Source organism: Haemophilus parainfluenzae, assembly GCF_003252725.1.
Lineage (GTDB): Bacteria > Pseudomonadota > Gammaproteobacteria > Enterobacterales > Pasteurellaceae > Haemophilus_D > Haemophilus_D parainfluenzae_L.
In genome coordinates this window covers 262,868-277,795 of the sequence record NZ_QEPO01000001.1, presented here as the reverse complement: position 1 = coordinate 277,795, position 14,928 = coordinate 262,868, and the positions used below count along the sequence as shown (strand labels likewise).

Below are 14,928 nucleotides of genomic sequence, written 5' to 3'. Positions count from 1 at the left end.
GTTGTTACTTTCTTAAAACCGATTATCGAGCATTGATATCAAAATCGATAGTCGGCGCTTTATATTTTTCATAAATAGCATCAGATGGTGCTGCAGGAACTTTTTTCGTTCTCGCTACCGCACTTAATGCTGCAGTACAAATATCATCAGGTCCAGAAACGCGTTGGTAGCCTAAAATAGTACCATCTCGACCGAGCTGGATTTTAATACTACAAACCTTACCAGCAAAGCTTGGATCCTTTAAGAAACGGCGTTGAATTTCACGTTTAATGACACCCGCATATTGGTCACCAACTTTACCACCATCTCCAGCACCAAGTCCTGCACCACTACCTTGTGTACCACCTTTATTTGCATTACCACCTTTAGATGCACTACCACCACCGACATCACCGCCGTTCATGAAGTCATCTAAAGCCGCTTGATCTGCTTTACGTTTTGCTGCGTCAGCTTTTGCCTTCGCATCAGCCTTCGCTTTCGCTTCTGCATCCGCTTTAGCTTTTGCTTCAGCCTTCGCTTTCGCCTCTGCATCGGCTTTCGCTTTTGCATCGGCTTCAGCTTTTGCCTTAGCCTTGGCATCCGCCTCAGCTTTCGCTTTAGCATCTGCTTCTGCCTTGGCCTTCGCTTTTGCTTCAGCATCGGCTTTCGCTTTTGCCTCAGCCTTGGCTTTAGCATCAGCTTCAGCTTTTTCTTTTGCTTTTTGAGCTTCAGCTTGTGCTTTAGCTTTTGCTTCTTCCTCAGCCTGTTTAGCAGCTGCCGCTAAACGTTTCGCTTCCGCATCAGCTTTTAACTTCGCTGCTTCAGCGGCTTGTTTTGCTTTCGCTTCTTCAGCTTGTTTCTGCTTTTCTAACGCCTCTTGACGAGCAAGTTCTTGTTGCTGTTTTTGCTTCTCAATTTCTTGCTGCTTTTGTTTTTCAAGTTCTTTTTGACGTTGAATTTCCTGCTGACGCTTAATCTCTTCTTGTTTCGCAATTTCTTGCTGATTTGGTTCAGGTTCTGGCTCTGGTTTTTTCTCTTCGACTACAGGTTCTGGTTTTTTCTGTTTATCAGTTTGACCTTTTTTCTGTTGTTGAATACGTCCCCATTCCTGCGCTGCGCTGCCAGTATCGACCATCACAGCTCCCATGGCATCACCTTCACCTTCTCCACCACCCATTATTTCAACGGTTTGATAAAGAGAGCTCCAAATCAACAAACCAAACAATGCAAGGTGCATCGCAATAGAGATGACAAACTCATTTGCACGTTTTTTTCGTCGATTATTCTGCACGGTTTTACCTACTTATTCTTAAATTGGGTTGGTCATTAAACCCACAGACTTAATGCCGGCAAGATGTAGTAAATTCAGTGCTTTAATCACTTCTTCATAAGGTACATCTTTTGCTCCGCCCACTAAGAACATTGTGTTATTGTCTTTATCAAATTCTTGTTTTGATAATTGGGTGACCATTTCTTCGTTAAGGCCTTCTTGGCGTTGACCACCAATAGAAATCGAATACTGCCCTACACCTGCTACTTCTAAGATAACCGGTGTTTTATCTTCATTTGATACATTTTGACTTTGCACCGAATCAGGGAGTTCCACTTGAACGCTCTGACTGATAATCGGCGCGGTTGCCATAAAAATTAACACTAAAACTAAAAGAACATCGAGAAATGGCACGATGTTAATTTCAGATTTAATGTCTTTACGCTGACGACGAGCCATAATTTCCTCTAAAACTTCGCTAAAATCCACCGCACTTTTCGTTTTATTTATTAAGTGCGGTCAATTTTTCATTTATTTTTAATGGGGCGCTTTACCAAAAGCTTGACGATGTAAAATTGTGGTGAATTCATCAATGAAGTTACCATAATTTTGTTCAATCGCATTTACACGTAAGCTTAAACGGTTATACGCCATTACAGCTGGAATCGCCGCAAACAAACCAATTGCGGTTGCGATCAAGGCTTCTGCGATACCTGGAGCAACCATTTGTAATGTTGCTTGTTTCGCACCACTTAATGCCATAAATGCGTGCATGATCCCCCAAACGGTACCAAATAAACCAATATATGGACTTACAGAAGCAACTGTTGCTAAGAAAGGTACACGGCTTTCAAGCGCTTCTACTTCACGATTCATCGCAAGATTCATCGCACGAGTCGTACCCTTGATAATTGCTTCTGGTGCATTCGCATTCACTTGTTTTAAACGAGAGAATTCTTTAAAGCCGACAAAGAAAATTTGTTCGCTACCTGTTAATACTTCACGACGATTAGATAAACCATCATAAAGCTTATTTAAATCTTCACCAGACCAAAAACGATCTTCAAAAGTGTTCGCTTCTTTTAACGCACTCGTCAAAATACGGCTACGTTGAATGATGATTGCCCAAGAAATAATTGAGAACGAAATTAAGATCACAATTACAAGTTGAACAACGATACTCGCTTTTAGAAAAAGATCTAAAAAGTTCAATTCTGCAGTCATTGCATACTCCGAAAAGTTATTTACTTTAAAAATGCCGCTTTTAATTCTTCAGGAATTGCGACAGGTTTCATTTTGCCTAGATCAACACAGGCTACCTTAACAGTAGCCTTCGATAACACCACTGCCTCACGAACTAACCGCTGTTCAAAGAGAATTGTTGCTCCTTTCACTGCCTTTATTTCAGTTTCGACAATAAGATAATCATCCAATTTTGCCGGAATACAATAGTCAATAGACATGGTTTTGACCACAAAGGCCAACTGTTGTTCCTGCAATAATGATTGTTGGGAAAAATTAAGCGTTCTTAAATATTCTGTTCTCGCGCGTTCAAAGAAATGTAAGTAACGTGCGTGATACACTACTCCGCCTGCATCCGTGTCCTCATAATAAACACGAACCGGAAAGGTAAAACATTGGTTATTCAAAATAATGCTCAAATTATCAGCCATAACAAGCCGCTTATTTTAGAGCCTGTTCATTAGATGTGCAAGCTCCAAATAATAATATTTGTCTATCGTTCTTATAAAAACCAATGCTGAACAATAGCAATTATTGTGGTGAAATAACCAATATATGGCAAGAAAACAAGCTGCCATATTGCTCGGCGAATATCGAATCCGATACCGTGGATCCATAAATTAATCAATCCCCAAAAGATTGCAAGAATCCAAGCAGGATGAGCAGTTCGAAGTGCGGTCGAAAATTGACTTAAATTTAAAAAGAAAGCCGCAGTTAAAAATAACGCTAAAATAAACGAAAGGGTTCGCAAGGAACCCTTATTACTTAATTGATAGAGTGAATTAATCATCATTACTCGTCAAATTTACCTGACTTTTCTTTGCCAATGGTCAATTTAGCACTCACCATAACTGCAGCCAACACACCCACTACCCAAATTACGTATAACATATTGTTTCTCCTTAGTATAATGAGTTTTTGTTGTCTTCAACAAAGCTTTCATCCAAGCGACCAAACATTTTGTAGTATGACCAAATGGTGTAAAGCAATGAGATGGTAACAAATACTAGTGCCAAGTAGAACATTAAGGTTAATGTTAATTCACTTGACGTTGCATCCCACATTAACAAGCTTTGTTCTGGATGAGTACTTGAAGGCATTACAAATGGGAACATTGATGCTGCCGCAGTGATGATCACGCCAGCCATGGTTAATACAGAGAAGAAGAACGCAAAACCACAACGATTTGCTTTAGATGCAACCACATTTAATAATGCACCAACCACAGCTAATACTGGGAACGCCCATAAAGCTGGATTTTCATTGAAGTTTTTGAACCATGCACCTGCTTCAACTGCTACTTGCTTACCTGAAGCTGGTGCTGATGCTGCAAAATGATCAATCGTGCTAGTCACCACATAACCGTCTTTGAATGAAAGCCACACACCTGCAAGTACAAAAGTAATTAATGTTACTAATGCACCAATTTGTGTAATTGCTCTTGCACGATCACGCAATGCAGCAGTGGTTTTCATTTGTAACCAGTTTGCACCGTGAGTCACTAACATTGCAAGGCTTAACACACCGCAAAGTAATGCGAATGGGTTTAATAATGCAAAGAAAGAACCTGTGTAAGTTGCTTGTGAAAGTTCATTTAATTCGAATGGTACACCTTGTAATAAATTACCAAATGCTACACCGAATACTAATGCAGGTACAAAACCACCCGCAAATAAGCCCCAATCCCACACAGCACGCCATGTTGGATTATCAATTTTCGCACGATATTCAAAACCAATTGGACGGAAGAATAACGCAGCTAACACTAAAAATAAGGCAATATAGAAGCCTGAAAACGCTACAGAATAAACAATCGGCCATGCCGCGAAGATTGCACCACCAGCAGTTAATAACCAAACTTGGTTACCATCCCAGTGTGGAGCAATAGAGTTAATCATAATACGTCTTTCTACTTCTTTCTTACCTGCTACGGGTAAAAGTGCGGTCACGCCCATATCGAATCCATCTGTTACAGAGAAACCGATAAGCAATACAACAACTAGCACCCACCAAATAATACGTAGAATTTCATAATCAAGCATAATCCATCTCCTGCTTATTTAGATGATTGCTCAAAATAGTATTTGCCGGTTTTCAATGCACTTGGACCTAAACGTGCATATTTAAACATCAAATACATTTCCGCAATAATGAAGAAGAAGTAAAGTACACAAATTAAACCGATAGAGAACCATAAATCACCTACACTCAAGTTAGAGGCAGACACACCTACCGGTAATACTTCATAAATCGCCCATGGTTGACGACCAAATTCAGCTAAGAACCAACCAAATTCAATCGCTAAGATTGGCAATGGGATACCCCAAAGCAATGCTTTAAGTAATAAGCGAGAAGAAGTCACTTTGTTACGTAAATTTTGAACAAATGCACCAAAGGTCAGTAAAATAATTAAACCGCCTGCTGCTAACATACCACGGAACGCCCAGAAGTTAGGACCTACGTTTGGAATAGTATCACGTGCTGCTTGTTTAATTTGTTCATCCGTTGCATCTACAACTTTATCTGTGTAACGTTTTAATAATAAACCGAAACCTAAATCACCTTTGACTTCATCAAATTTTGCTTTAGTTTCTGGATTTACTTGGCCTGCTGATTTTTTCTCTGCTTTTAATTGTGTGAATAAATCATAAGCAACCATACCGTTACGAACACGACCTTCATTTTTTGCTTGAATTTCTTTCAAACCAACGATTTCAGTGTCTAAAGAACGCGTTGCAATTAAACCACCTAAATATGGGATTTCAATCGCAAAATCATTTTTCATTTCTGCAGTATTTGGAATCGCCACTGGGTGGAATGGGGCTGGTGCAGGATGAGTTTCAAACTCAGCTTCCATTGCAGCTAATTTCACAGGTTGTGCTTTACCGATGTCGTAACCTGATTCATCACCCATAATTAATACTGCTGATGCCGCGATAAAGCCAAAGGTTGCTGCTACAGAGAATGAACGTTTAGCAAAACCAATATCACGGCCTTTTAATAAATAAAATGCACTAATACCTAATACAAACATAGCACCAGTTGAATAACCTGCTGTTAATGTGTGTAAGAATTTACTTTGCGCAACTGGATTTAACCAAAGATCTAAGAAGCTGGTCATTTCCATACGAACGGTTTCAAAGTTAAACTCTGCCGCTACCGGATGTTGCATCCAACCATTCGCGACTAAAATCCACATCGCAGAAAGGTTTGAACCAAAGGCTACGCAGTAAGTTGCGAGTAAGTGTTTACCTTTAGTTAAACGATCCCAACCGAAGAAGAATAGACCCACGAAAGTGGATTCTAAGAAGAATGCAAGTAATGCTTCGATCGCTAATGGCGCACCGAAAATATCACCTACATAGTGAGAATAATAAGACCAGTTTGTCCCGAATTGGAACTCCATGATAATACCGGTCGTTACCCCTAGAGCAAAGTTAATACCAAATAACTTACCCCAGAATTTAGTCATATCTTTATATACTTCTTTGCCCGTTTTAACATAAATGGTTTCCATGATCACAAGAACGAAAGATAAACCTAATGTTAATGGTACAAAAATGAAGTGATATAACGCAGTTAATGCAAACTGCAAGCGTGAGAGATCAACAACGTCTAACATCTCAACTCCTTGTATAAATCTACAAGATTTTCACTTTATGATTACCAAGGATAACCCCAAATAACCACCCCAAACTACTCAACAGAACTTGTTAAGAAATATTGAATTATTTACGTAATAATTACCTTTTCTATTCTCAAAACAGAATACAGTAACCGATTACAATATAAATATTCAAAGATTTGCCCTATTCTACTACTATTTATGAGGATAAAAAACAGAAAAAACCGTTATCTTGATCACATTTTTTGATATAAGTTACAAAATACCCTATTTTGCATAACAATAACAAAATTGATCCACATCAAATTCTGTATTTTTTGCTCAAAATGGAAAAATTTATCTATCACAAGGAAACTTTATTTAAAAAAAATGGACAAAATAATCACTAGACAGGGCTGCAAGATTTTGCTATTTTTTAGCCTAATAATATTTGGAAAGATTTGTAGGGATTTACAATGAAAAAAATTTGCGTAATTTTGACCGCACTTTTCGGTTCTATGGCATTATCTGCTACCGCAGCACCTCTTACAGAAAACAAAGCTGCTCTTCCACAACAATGTACACAGTTATTTAAAGAAACAGAAAATTTGATTGCTCAAGCAGAAAAACAGCCTGGCACTCATACTCAAGTAGGTAAAATCAAAAGTAAACTGAACCAAAGCAAACAGCAAATTCTTGAAATGGAATTAGCGACTCAACAAAAAAGCTGTGATGTGGGTTTAGCAAGATTAAATAGCATGAAAAGCTATACTGAAGGAACTAACTAAGCAGGTTTCAAAAAGAAAGGACATATTGATATCAATATGTCCTTTTTTCTATCTCTTATTCTGACGGCTTCTGAAGTCCGAAGTGTCGATAAGTTAACGAGGTCGCAATTCGGCCTCGAGGCGTACGCTGTAAAAATCCTTGTTGAATCAAGTAAGGTTCTAAAACATCCTCGATAGTGTCTCGTTCTTCACCTATTGCTGCAGCCAAGTTATCTAACCCAACTGGTCCACCATCAAAACGTTCAATCACTGCGGTAAGCAATTTTCTATCTAAGTAATCAAAGCCCGCATCATCTACATCTAACATTGAAAGCGCTTGCTTCGCAATGTCTGCCGATATAATGCCATCATTACGCACATCAGCAAAATCTCGAACGCGACGCAACAAACGATTTGCAATGCGAGGCGTGCCACGTGAACGACGAGCGACTTCAAAAGCGGCTTTATCTTCTAATTCCAGGTTTAAGCAAGAGGCACTTCTTGTCACAATAGAAGTTAAATCTTCAACGGAATAAAATTCTAAACGCTGAACAATACCAAAACGATCACGCAATGGTGAAGTTAAAGAACCCGCTCGAGTTGTTGCACCAATTAATGTGAAAGGTGGTAAATCTAATTTAATTGAGCGTGCAGCAGGGCCTTCACCGATCATAATATCCAGCTGATAATCTTCCATTGCTGGATAAAGCACTTCTTCAATCGCTGGGGAAAGACGGTGAATTTCATCAATAAACAACACATCATGGGGTTCAAGATTGGTCAGCATTGCCGCTAAATCTCCAGCTTTTTCAAGCACAGGACCTGATGTGGTGCGAATATTCACACCCATTTCATTCGCCACAATATTAGCTAGCGTCGTTTTTCCTAAGCCTGGAGGGCCGAAGATCAAAAGATGATCTAAGGCATCTTGACGTAATTTCGCCGCCTTAATGAAAATATCCATCTGCTCTCGCACTTGTGGCTGTCCCACATAGTCCGCTAAAAGCTTTGGACGAATCGCACGATCGATGACATCTTCATCTATCTTTGCCTGACTGCTAATAATTCTATCTGCTTCGATCATATCTGTTTAATCTTTATAATGCGGCTTTTAAGGCTTCGCGAATTAATTGCTCACTGCTCAAGTCAGCTTTAGCTACTTTTTTCACCATTTTTTCAGCATCGGTTGGTTTATAGCCTAACGCAATCAGCGCAGCAACTGCTTCATCAGCTGAGCTCTCCGCTTGACGCAATTCTGAAGTCGAAGGAATATGCTTGCTCTCCACAAAGAAATCACTTTGGCGAACATCTTTAAACTTCCCTTTTAACTCTACCAATAAACGTTCAGCCGTTTTCTTGCCCACACCAGGAATTTTAACTAATTTCGACAGTTCTTCTCGTTCAATAGCGTAAGCAAACTGCTCTACTGACATTGCAGATAAAATTGCGAGTGCCAATTTAGGACCAACACCATTGGTTTTAATTAATTCACGGAATAAAGTGCGGTCAGTTTTTTGGGCGAATCCAAAAAGAAGATGAGCATCTTCACGCACAACAAGATGGGTAAATAAAGTAGTTTCTTGCCCGATTTCAGGTAAGTCATAAAAACTGGTCATTGGTAACAATAATTCGTAACCGACGCCTTGAACATCAAGCAAAATTTCAGGTGGTTGTTTTTCTAATAAGATGCCTTTTAAACGACCGATCATAAGATTTCCATGTAAAAAAATTTTTGCATAGAATAAAATAAAACTGGATATTAATCCAGTTAAATTTTTAATCTAAATCGACCTCGACTGTACCTTGTTTTTAAAAGTGCGGTCATTTTTTCGTGTTTTTCTGTGGTTTTGACCGAGCTTGCAATATGCAAGGAATGTTGAATGGTATGAGCATGAGTGATAGCAATGGCTAAAGCATCTGCCGCATCAGCTTGTGGTTTATCTGAGAGCTTCAAAATTCGTGTCACCATGTCTTGAACTTGAGCTTTATCTGCAGAACCAATCCCAACGACAGTCTGTTTCACCAAACGAGCGGCATATTCAAATACCGGTAAATCATGGTTCACGGCTGCCACAATCGCCGTACCACGTGCTTGCCCGAGTTTTAAAGCTGAATCCGCATTTTTAGCCATAAACACTTGTTCAATGGCAAACATATCGGGCTGAAATTGTGTGATGATTTCTGTCACGCCAGCATAAATTCGTTTTAAGCGTGTAGGTAAATCCTCTACCTGCGTGCGGATTGCTCCACTGCCGAGATATTCTAAATGTCGACCATTTTGTCTAATCACACCATAACCCGTTACACGAGAACCTGGGTCAATGCCTAAAATAATACTCATAAACTCTCAAAAATAAACGGCCGGTCAATGCCGGCCGTTTTTAGCGTTAATTATTGGTTTGCTTTTGCAGTTGCTTTTGCATCTACATCACAGTTTTTCACAACAATTTTATCTGCTTTTTTACCTTTGATTAAAAGATTTACTGGCACAACAGAATCAAATTTATCTAAAGTTAAACCACTATCTACATTCCAAACATATTTGCCAGAAGTAAATGAAGTGAAGTCTTTTTGAGCTGCATCACGAGCAAAATCTTTCGCGATAACTTTGTTACCCACCATCACCATTGCTGCTGTTGGCTCTTGGTTTTCGAATTGATAAACTGCAGTTACAGTTTTCTTGTTACAGGTATAAACTACTGTTTTATCAGTTACAGTAGGGGTTGCCATTTGTTCCGCTTTGTTTTCCATTTTTGGTGCATCGCTTGCACATGCTGATAAAACAACAAGAGCGGCCATTGCTGGTAATACTTTAGCAAATTTCATTATAAATCTCCTTAAAATTACAGCTGAGCTGCAACTTCATCACTAATTTCACCGTTATGATATACGTTTTGTACATCGTCACAGTCTTCTAACATGTCAATTAAACGCAACAATTTAGGCGCAGTTTCAAGATCAAGATCAACTGTTGTTGATGGAATCATTGTCACTTCTGCGTTATCAATTTTAAACCCTGCTGCTTCGATTGCATCGCGCACAGAACCTAAATCTTCCCACGCAGTATAGATTTCGAATGAACCATCATCTTGTGGTTGAACATCATCTGCACCGGCTTCAATTGCCGCCTCCATTAACGCATCTTCTTCACCTTGGCTAATTAAAATCAAGCCTTTTTTGCTGAATAAGTAGCCCACAGAACCTTCAGTCCCTAAGTTACCACCACATTTAGTGAAACTTGGGCGAACCTGTGAGATGGTTCGGTTTGCGTTGTCACTTAGACACTCAACCATCACAGCAGTTCCACCCGGACCATAACCTTCGTAAATTCTTGTTTCCATATTGGTGTCATCACCACCACCCACACCGCGTTCAATCGCACGGTTAATGGTGTCGCGAGTCATATTGCTCGATAAGGCTTTATCTACTGCCGCACGTAGACGCGGGTTAGCACTTACATCACCGCCACCAATTTTTGCAGCAGTCACTAATTCACGAATTAATTTTGTAAAAATTTTACCGCGTTGCGCATCTTGTGCTGCTTTACGGTGTTTAATATTTGCCCACTTACTATGGCCTGCCATGTTGTTTTCCTTCTTATCTTAAAAACGTTTTTAAATGAAATCCTCTTCTACAGAGGAAAGCCGTTCATCAAATATTTTTTGATGGCCTCGGCATTATTCGGCGATTTTGTCATTTGGATCGCATGTTCTGGTGAAACCCATTGATACGCCAAATGCTCACTTAATATCGGTTCAAATTCCTGCTCAACTGCCAATAAAAACCAATGTTCATGACAGTGAGTCACATTCGGTGCGTATTTATAGCGGAAATGCGGAAAAATTTCAAATTCTATACTCTCTTTACAATCAAAAAGTGCGATCGAATTTTCTTCTATTTTTAATCCTACTTCTTCCCAAACTTCTCGAATTGCTGTTTCTCTTGGTGTTTCATTGGTTTCCAGTGTCCCCGTAACGGATTGCCAAAAAGTGGAATCATCTTGGCGTTGAAGCATAAGAACACGATGCGTGCTTTCCGCATAAATTACCACGAGAACCGATTGATTATTTTTATATTTCAAGCTCATCATCTACATAATTGAGAATGGGCAGCATCATACCTTTTCTACTAAAAACTTTCAAAAAAATTACCGCACTTTAAAACTAAAGTGCGGTAATTATCTCAATTATTTTAGTTTAACCAGCCAGCTTGTTGGGCGATAAACAAGCCTGCAAAGGCTGTTAAGTAGAATAAACCGATAAGGGATAACCACAATAATCCGCCTTTTACACTGTGTTTCGCGTGCTTAGTCAGAGATAAATTCAACCAAGCAAAGATTGGTGCAGAAACAAATGAAGCAATCATCGCGAATTTCAGCATTGGGCCTACTGCATTATTAAAGTAGAAAATAATCGCTAAACCAGATAACGCCGCAAAAATCATACCGATATTAAGAATTCTCACAGAGCTTTCTTGTTTACCGAATAAGATACGCAAAGATTCAACATTGGTACGAGAGTAACCATCAATTACTGTAATTGTTGTACCAAACATACACATGAACGCAATGACTGCAATTAATAAGCGAGACCATTCACCGATAGTACTTGCATACATATTGATAAGTTGTGCGATATATTTTCCGCCAACCAGCTCTACGGTTTCAGGAGAACCATATTGTACCAATGCGCCAAGCGCTAAGAATACGACAGCTAAAATTGCTGTACCGATATAACCCACGTTGAAGTCAAATAAACCATCTTCATAAGATACTTTCGTTAGACGACGTTTTGCCACCACCCACATAGAGTTAACAGCAGAAATTTCAATTGGTGCAGGCATCCAGCCCATTAAGGCCACTAAAAACGCTAATTTACTTAATTCCCATGGAGAAGGCGCTACAAAATCAGGTGTGGCTACGCCATTGATACCATTACGCATAAAAGCAATCACGACAGCGCTCACGGTTGTTACCGTTAAAGCAATCATGATGATTTTCGATAAACTATCTAATAAACGATATTTACCCAACAATAAAATGCCGGTTGTCACAAGAATCACTAATGAGCTTAATACTGGCATTGGTAGAGGAATTGGCGTAATGAAGGTTAAAATTGCGGCTGTTAATAATCCCACTGCAGCAGTATTAATTACTGTGGCAAAAACGTTTAAAGCAAGGAATAACCAAAGGTAGAACTTCCCTTTTTGACGGTAACCTTCTAACAAAGTATTACCGGTATCTAGGGTATATTGAACACCGAAACGGAAGAAAGGATATTTAAATAAGTTAGCAAGAATAACAATACTCACTAATTCCCAACCATAGATTGCACCAGCTTGGGTAGATGCAATAATATGCGAACCACCAACAGCTGCTGATGCCATCACTATGCCCGGGCCTAAGGCAGAGAATTTACTCGCCCACGTTGATTTTTCTACTGGAGTTGAAACTTCACTCATAAAATGTTCTCTTATAAATGAATCATAAATCAAAAAAGGTCTTATTTATAATAGAATTTTATCCTCGAGTAAAGTAAATAAAGTTCCATTTAAAGAAGAATAAAAGAGTAAAAATCTAATTATTTTGAAATTTCAGGATATAACTTCAAAACAAATAAAACTACATCATATTCATACCAAAAAAGTGATGTATTTAAGTGAATAAAATTTTTTCAATAAAAAGAAAGTGCGGTCAAAATCAGTTGAATTTTTGACCGCACTTATATCGCATTAGCTCATACTAGATACTAAAAACTAGAATAGTCATGAGAAACAAGTCCCCTCTACTCTGACACTTTTGAAGTTTGAGTAAAATATTTATTTACACTTGGTCGATAGAGAATTAATCCAAACACAATTAAGCGAACGACTGAGCCAATAAATAAAGTTGAGTCAAGACCGTAGCTAATCCAGCTCCACACAATATATAAAAGAGCTGATATTATAAATAAGATCCGACCACTATTTTGCCCTTCAAGCAATTTAATACCTGTAAGAAAAATTAATACACCCAGAACAAAATTTATTAGGTATAGTCTCAAAATCTGTTCAAAACTTAAACTAAATGTTTCTTCAAATAATGAAAAAAGTAGGGAAAAGCAACCACTAGCTCCCCCCAGTATGTATAACCAAGCAATCACACTTACAGATATTGGGCGTTCCATTTTATACCTTGCAATAACACCTATAACTTAATAAACCAAAAAATCGACCGTAAAACTACGGTCGATTTTAAAAACAGAAACTACTCAGCTTTAGTCACTGCGATACTCAGCTCAGCTAATGCCTGTGGATTTGCAAAACTTGGCGCCTCTGTCATTAAACAAGCTGCGGCTGTTGTTTTCGGGAATGCAATCACATCACGGATATTTTCAGTGCCTGTTAAAAGCATGGTTAAACGGTCTAAACCAAATGCTAAACCTGCATGTGGAGGTGTACCGAATTTTAATGCATCTAACAAGAAGCCGAATTTTTCGCGTTGTTCTTGTTCGTTAATACCAAGAATACGGAACACGGTTTGCTGCATTTTCGGATCGAAAATACGCACTGAACCACCACCTACTTCGTAGCCATTAATAACCATATCGTAAGCATTTGCTACCGCACCGGTTGGATTCGCTTCTAATTGTTCTGGCGTAAAATCTTTTGGTGAAGTGAATGGGTGGTGCATTGCTGCAAGATTACCCTCTTCATCACGTTCAAACATTGGGAAATCAATCACCCAAAGTGGTTGCCATTCGTCTAAACGAGTTAAGCCAAGATCACGACCTAATTTCAAACGTAACGCGCCCATTGCATCAGTGGTGGTTTGCCATTTGTCTGCACCGAAGAATAAGATATCGCCAGTTTGAGCTTTCACACGTTCAGCTAACGCTTTCCATACCTCTTCATTTAAGAATTTCGCAATCGGGCTTTGTACGCCTTCAAGGCCAGCATTAATGTCATTTACTTTCGCCCAAGCCAAACCTTTTGCACCGTAAATACCAACAAATTGTGTATATTCATCAATTTGTTTACGAGTGATTTCTGTACCACTTGGTACACGAATGACTGCCACACGGCCGTTTGGATTGTTTGCAGGCTCATTAAATACTTTAAATTCAACATCTTTAACGATATCTGCCACATCGACTAATTCAAGCGGGTTACGCAAATCCGGTTTATCTGAACCAAAACGAGTCATCGCTTCTTGCCAGGTCATTTGTGGGAATTTACCTAAATCCACACCAATGATGTTTTGCCATAAACCGTGTACCATGCGTTCCATGATCTCACGTACTTCTGGCGCAGTTAAGAAAGACGTTTCCACATCGATTTGGGTAAACTCAGGTTGACGATCTGCACGTAAATCTTCATCACGGAAACATTTCACGATTTGATAATAACGATCAAAACCAGACATCATTAGAAGCTGTTTGAAAAGCTGAGGTGATTGCGGCAATGCATAGAATTTGCCTTTATGTACACGACTTGGCACTAAATAGTCACGCGCACCTTCTGGCGTTGCTTTGGTAAGCATTGGGGTTTCAATATCAAGGAAACCATTGTCATCCATAAAACGACGCACAAAGCTGGTGATTTTTGCACGGGTTTTCAAACGTTGTGCCATTTCTGGACGACGTAAATCTAAATAACGATATTTTAAACGTTGTTCTTCGGTGTTATTTTGGTTGAAGTCTAATGGTAAAACGTCAGAAGCGTTGTAGATGCATAATTCTTTCGCTAATACTTCTACTTCGCCTGTCGCCATATTTTTATTAACTTGATTATCAGGACGCGCGATTACTTCACCTTTAATTTGAATACAAAATTCATTACGTAAGCCTGAAGCTGCGGTTAAGGCTTCTTGATATTTCGGGTCAAAACAAACTTGTACGACACCATCGCGATCACGCATATCAATAAAAATTAAACCACCTAAATCGCGACGACGGTGAACCCAACCGCTTAATGTTACTTCTTGTCCAATATGGTTGCGGTTTAATGCACCGCAATAATGTGTACGCATCATTTCTATATTCCTTTCATTTTTCTAAAAATGGATAATTAACGCGTTGATTATACGG

At 39.0% G+C, this 14,928-nt stretch carries 18 protein-coding genes; 1 reads left to right on the top strand and 17 read right to left on the bottom strand.

The annotated features are described in order from the left end of the window. Window positions 1–22 precede the first annotated feature (22 nt). The 8 genes from tolA to DPV85_RS01375 form a co-directional block, all read right to left on the bottom strand. On the bottom strand, window positions 23–1,270 hold the full coding sequence (gene tolA / locus DPV85_RS01410) for a cell envelope integrity protein TolA (protein ID WP_111326588.1): 1,248 nt from the start codon (window positions 1,268–1,270) through the stop codon (window positions 23–25). Window positions 1,271–1,288: 18 nt separating this feature from the next. Continuing rightward, window positions 1,289–1,708 (bottom strand): colicin uptake protein TolR, encoded by a 420-nt coding sequence (tolR, locus tag DPV85_RS01405; RefSeq protein WP_032803822.1) that lies wholly within the window; start codon window positions 1,706–1,708, stop codon window positions 1,289–1,291. A gap of 78 nt (window positions 1,709–1,786) precedes the next feature. Continuing rightward, entirely contained in the window at window positions 1,787–2,473 is a 687-nt protein-coding gene (gene tolQ, locus DPV85_RS01400) for a protein TolQ (protein ID WP_049369196.1), read from the bottom strand. A 20-nt stretch (window positions 2,474–2,493) separates the two neighbouring features. Further along, entirely contained in the window at window positions 2,494–2,922 is a 429-nt protein-coding gene (gene ybgC, locus DPV85_RS01395; protein ID WP_243584630.1) for a tol-pal system-associated acyl-CoA thioesterase, read from the bottom strand. A gap of 71 nt (window positions 2,923–2,993) precedes the next feature. Then, window positions 2,994–3,281, bottom strand: a complete 288-nt coding sequence (gene ybgE / locus DPV85_RS01390; protein ID WP_111326586.1) for a cyd operon protein YbgE — start codon at window positions 3,279–3,281, stop codon at window positions 2,994–2,996. A 2-nt stretch (window positions 3,282–3,283) separates the two neighbouring features. Further along, window positions 3,284–3,382 (bottom strand): cytochrome bd oxidase small subunit, CydX/CbdX family, encoded by a 99-nt coding sequence (locus tag DPV85_RS01385; RefSeq protein WP_101494276.1) that lies wholly within the window; start codon window positions 3,380–3,382, stop codon window positions 3,284–3,286. Between the two features lie 11 nt (window positions 3,383–3,393). After that, a complete protein-coding gene (gene cydB / locus DPV85_RS01380) occupies window positions 3,394–4,533 on the bottom strand; it encodes a cytochrome d ubiquinol oxidase subunit II (RefSeq protein WP_111326584.1) in 1,140 nt (379 codons plus the stop codon). Between the two features lie 14 nt (window positions 4,534–4,547). Then, window positions 4,548–6,113 (bottom strand): cytochrome ubiquinol oxidase subunit I, encoded by a 1,566-nt coding sequence (locus DPV85_RS01375; protein ID WP_014064908.1) that lies wholly within the window; start codon window positions 6,111–6,113, stop codon window positions 4,548–4,550. A 458-nt stretch (window positions 6,114–6,571) separates the two neighbouring features. On the opposite strand from DPV85_RS01375, the gene DPV85_RS01370 reads away from it, so the two are divergent. After that, window positions 6,572–6,883 carry a DUF5339 domain-containing protein gene (locus tag DPV85_RS01370; RefSeq protein WP_049368010.1) on the top strand — a complete coding sequence of 104 codons (312 nt, stop codon included), beginning with the start codon at window positions 6,572–6,574 and terminating at the stop codon, window positions 6,881–6,883. 55 nt (window positions 6,884–6,938) lie between these two features. Here DPV85_RS01370 and ruvB read toward each other — a convergent pair whose 3' ends face one another. The 9 genes from ruvB to aspS all read right to left on the bottom strand — a co-directional run bounded on the left by ruvB (window position 6,939) and on the right by aspS (window position 14,873). Further along, window positions 6,939–7,946 (bottom strand): Holliday junction branch migration DNA helicase RuvB, encoded by a 1,008-nt coding sequence (gene ruvB / locus DPV85_RS01365; RefSeq protein ID WP_111326582.1) that lies wholly within the window; start codon window positions 7,944–7,946, stop codon window positions 6,939–6,941. 13 nt (window positions 7,947–7,959) lie between these two features. Next, complete coding sequence (gene ruvA / locus DPV85_RS01360) at window positions 7,960–8,571, bottom strand: Holliday junction branch migration protein RuvA (protein ID WP_049368011.1); 612 nt, start codon at window positions 8,569–8,571, stop codon at window positions 7,960–7,962. Window positions 8,572–8,630: 59 nt separating this feature from the next. Beyond that, window positions 8,631–9,203 carry a crossover junction endodeoxyribonuclease RuvC gene (ruvC, locus tag DPV85_RS01355; RefSeq protein WP_111326580.1) on the bottom strand — a complete coding sequence of 191 codons (573 nt, stop codon included), beginning with the start codon at window positions 9,201–9,203 and terminating at the stop codon, window positions 8,631–8,633. 50 nt (window positions 9,204–9,253) lie between these two features. Further along, window positions 9,254–9,688, bottom strand: coding sequence for an ACP-like domain-containing protein (locus DPV85_RS01350; RefSeq protein ID WP_049369189.1), 435 nt, complete (start codon window positions 9,686–9,688; stop codon window positions 9,254–9,256). 17 nt (window positions 9,689–9,705) lie between these two features. Continuing rightward, window positions 9,706–10,446 (bottom strand): YebC/PmpR family DNA-binding transcriptional regulator, encoded by a 741-nt coding sequence (locus DPV85_RS01345; protein ID WP_005697071.1) that lies wholly within the window; start codon window positions 10,444–10,446, stop codon window positions 9,706–9,708. Between the two features lie 47 nt (window positions 10,447–10,493). Further along, entirely contained in the window at window positions 10,494–10,952 is a 459-nt protein-coding gene (nudB, locus tag DPV85_RS01340; RefSeq protein ID WP_111326578.1) for a dihydroneopterin triphosphate diphosphatase, read from the bottom strand. Between the two features lie 101 nt (window positions 10,953–11,053). Beyond that, complete coding sequence (locus tag DPV85_RS01335; RefSeq protein ID WP_111326576.1) at window positions 11,054–12,322, bottom strand: NRAMP family divalent metal transporter; 1,269 nt, start codon at window positions 12,320–12,322, stop codon at window positions 11,054–11,056. 323 nt (window positions 12,323–12,645) lie between these two features. Then, complete coding sequence (locus DPV85_RS01330) at window positions 12,646–13,026, bottom strand: hypothetical protein (protein ID WP_111326574.1); 381 nt, start codon at window positions 13,024–13,026, stop codon at window positions 12,646–12,648. Window positions 13,027–13,106: 80 nt separating this feature from the next. Further along, complete coding sequence (aspS, locus tag DPV85_RS01325; RefSeq protein ID WP_111326572.1) at window positions 13,107–14,873, bottom strand: aspartate--tRNA ligase; 1,767 nt, start codon at window positions 14,871–14,873, stop codon at window positions 13,107–13,109. Between the last annotated feature and the right edge of the window lie 55 nt (window positions 14,874–14,928).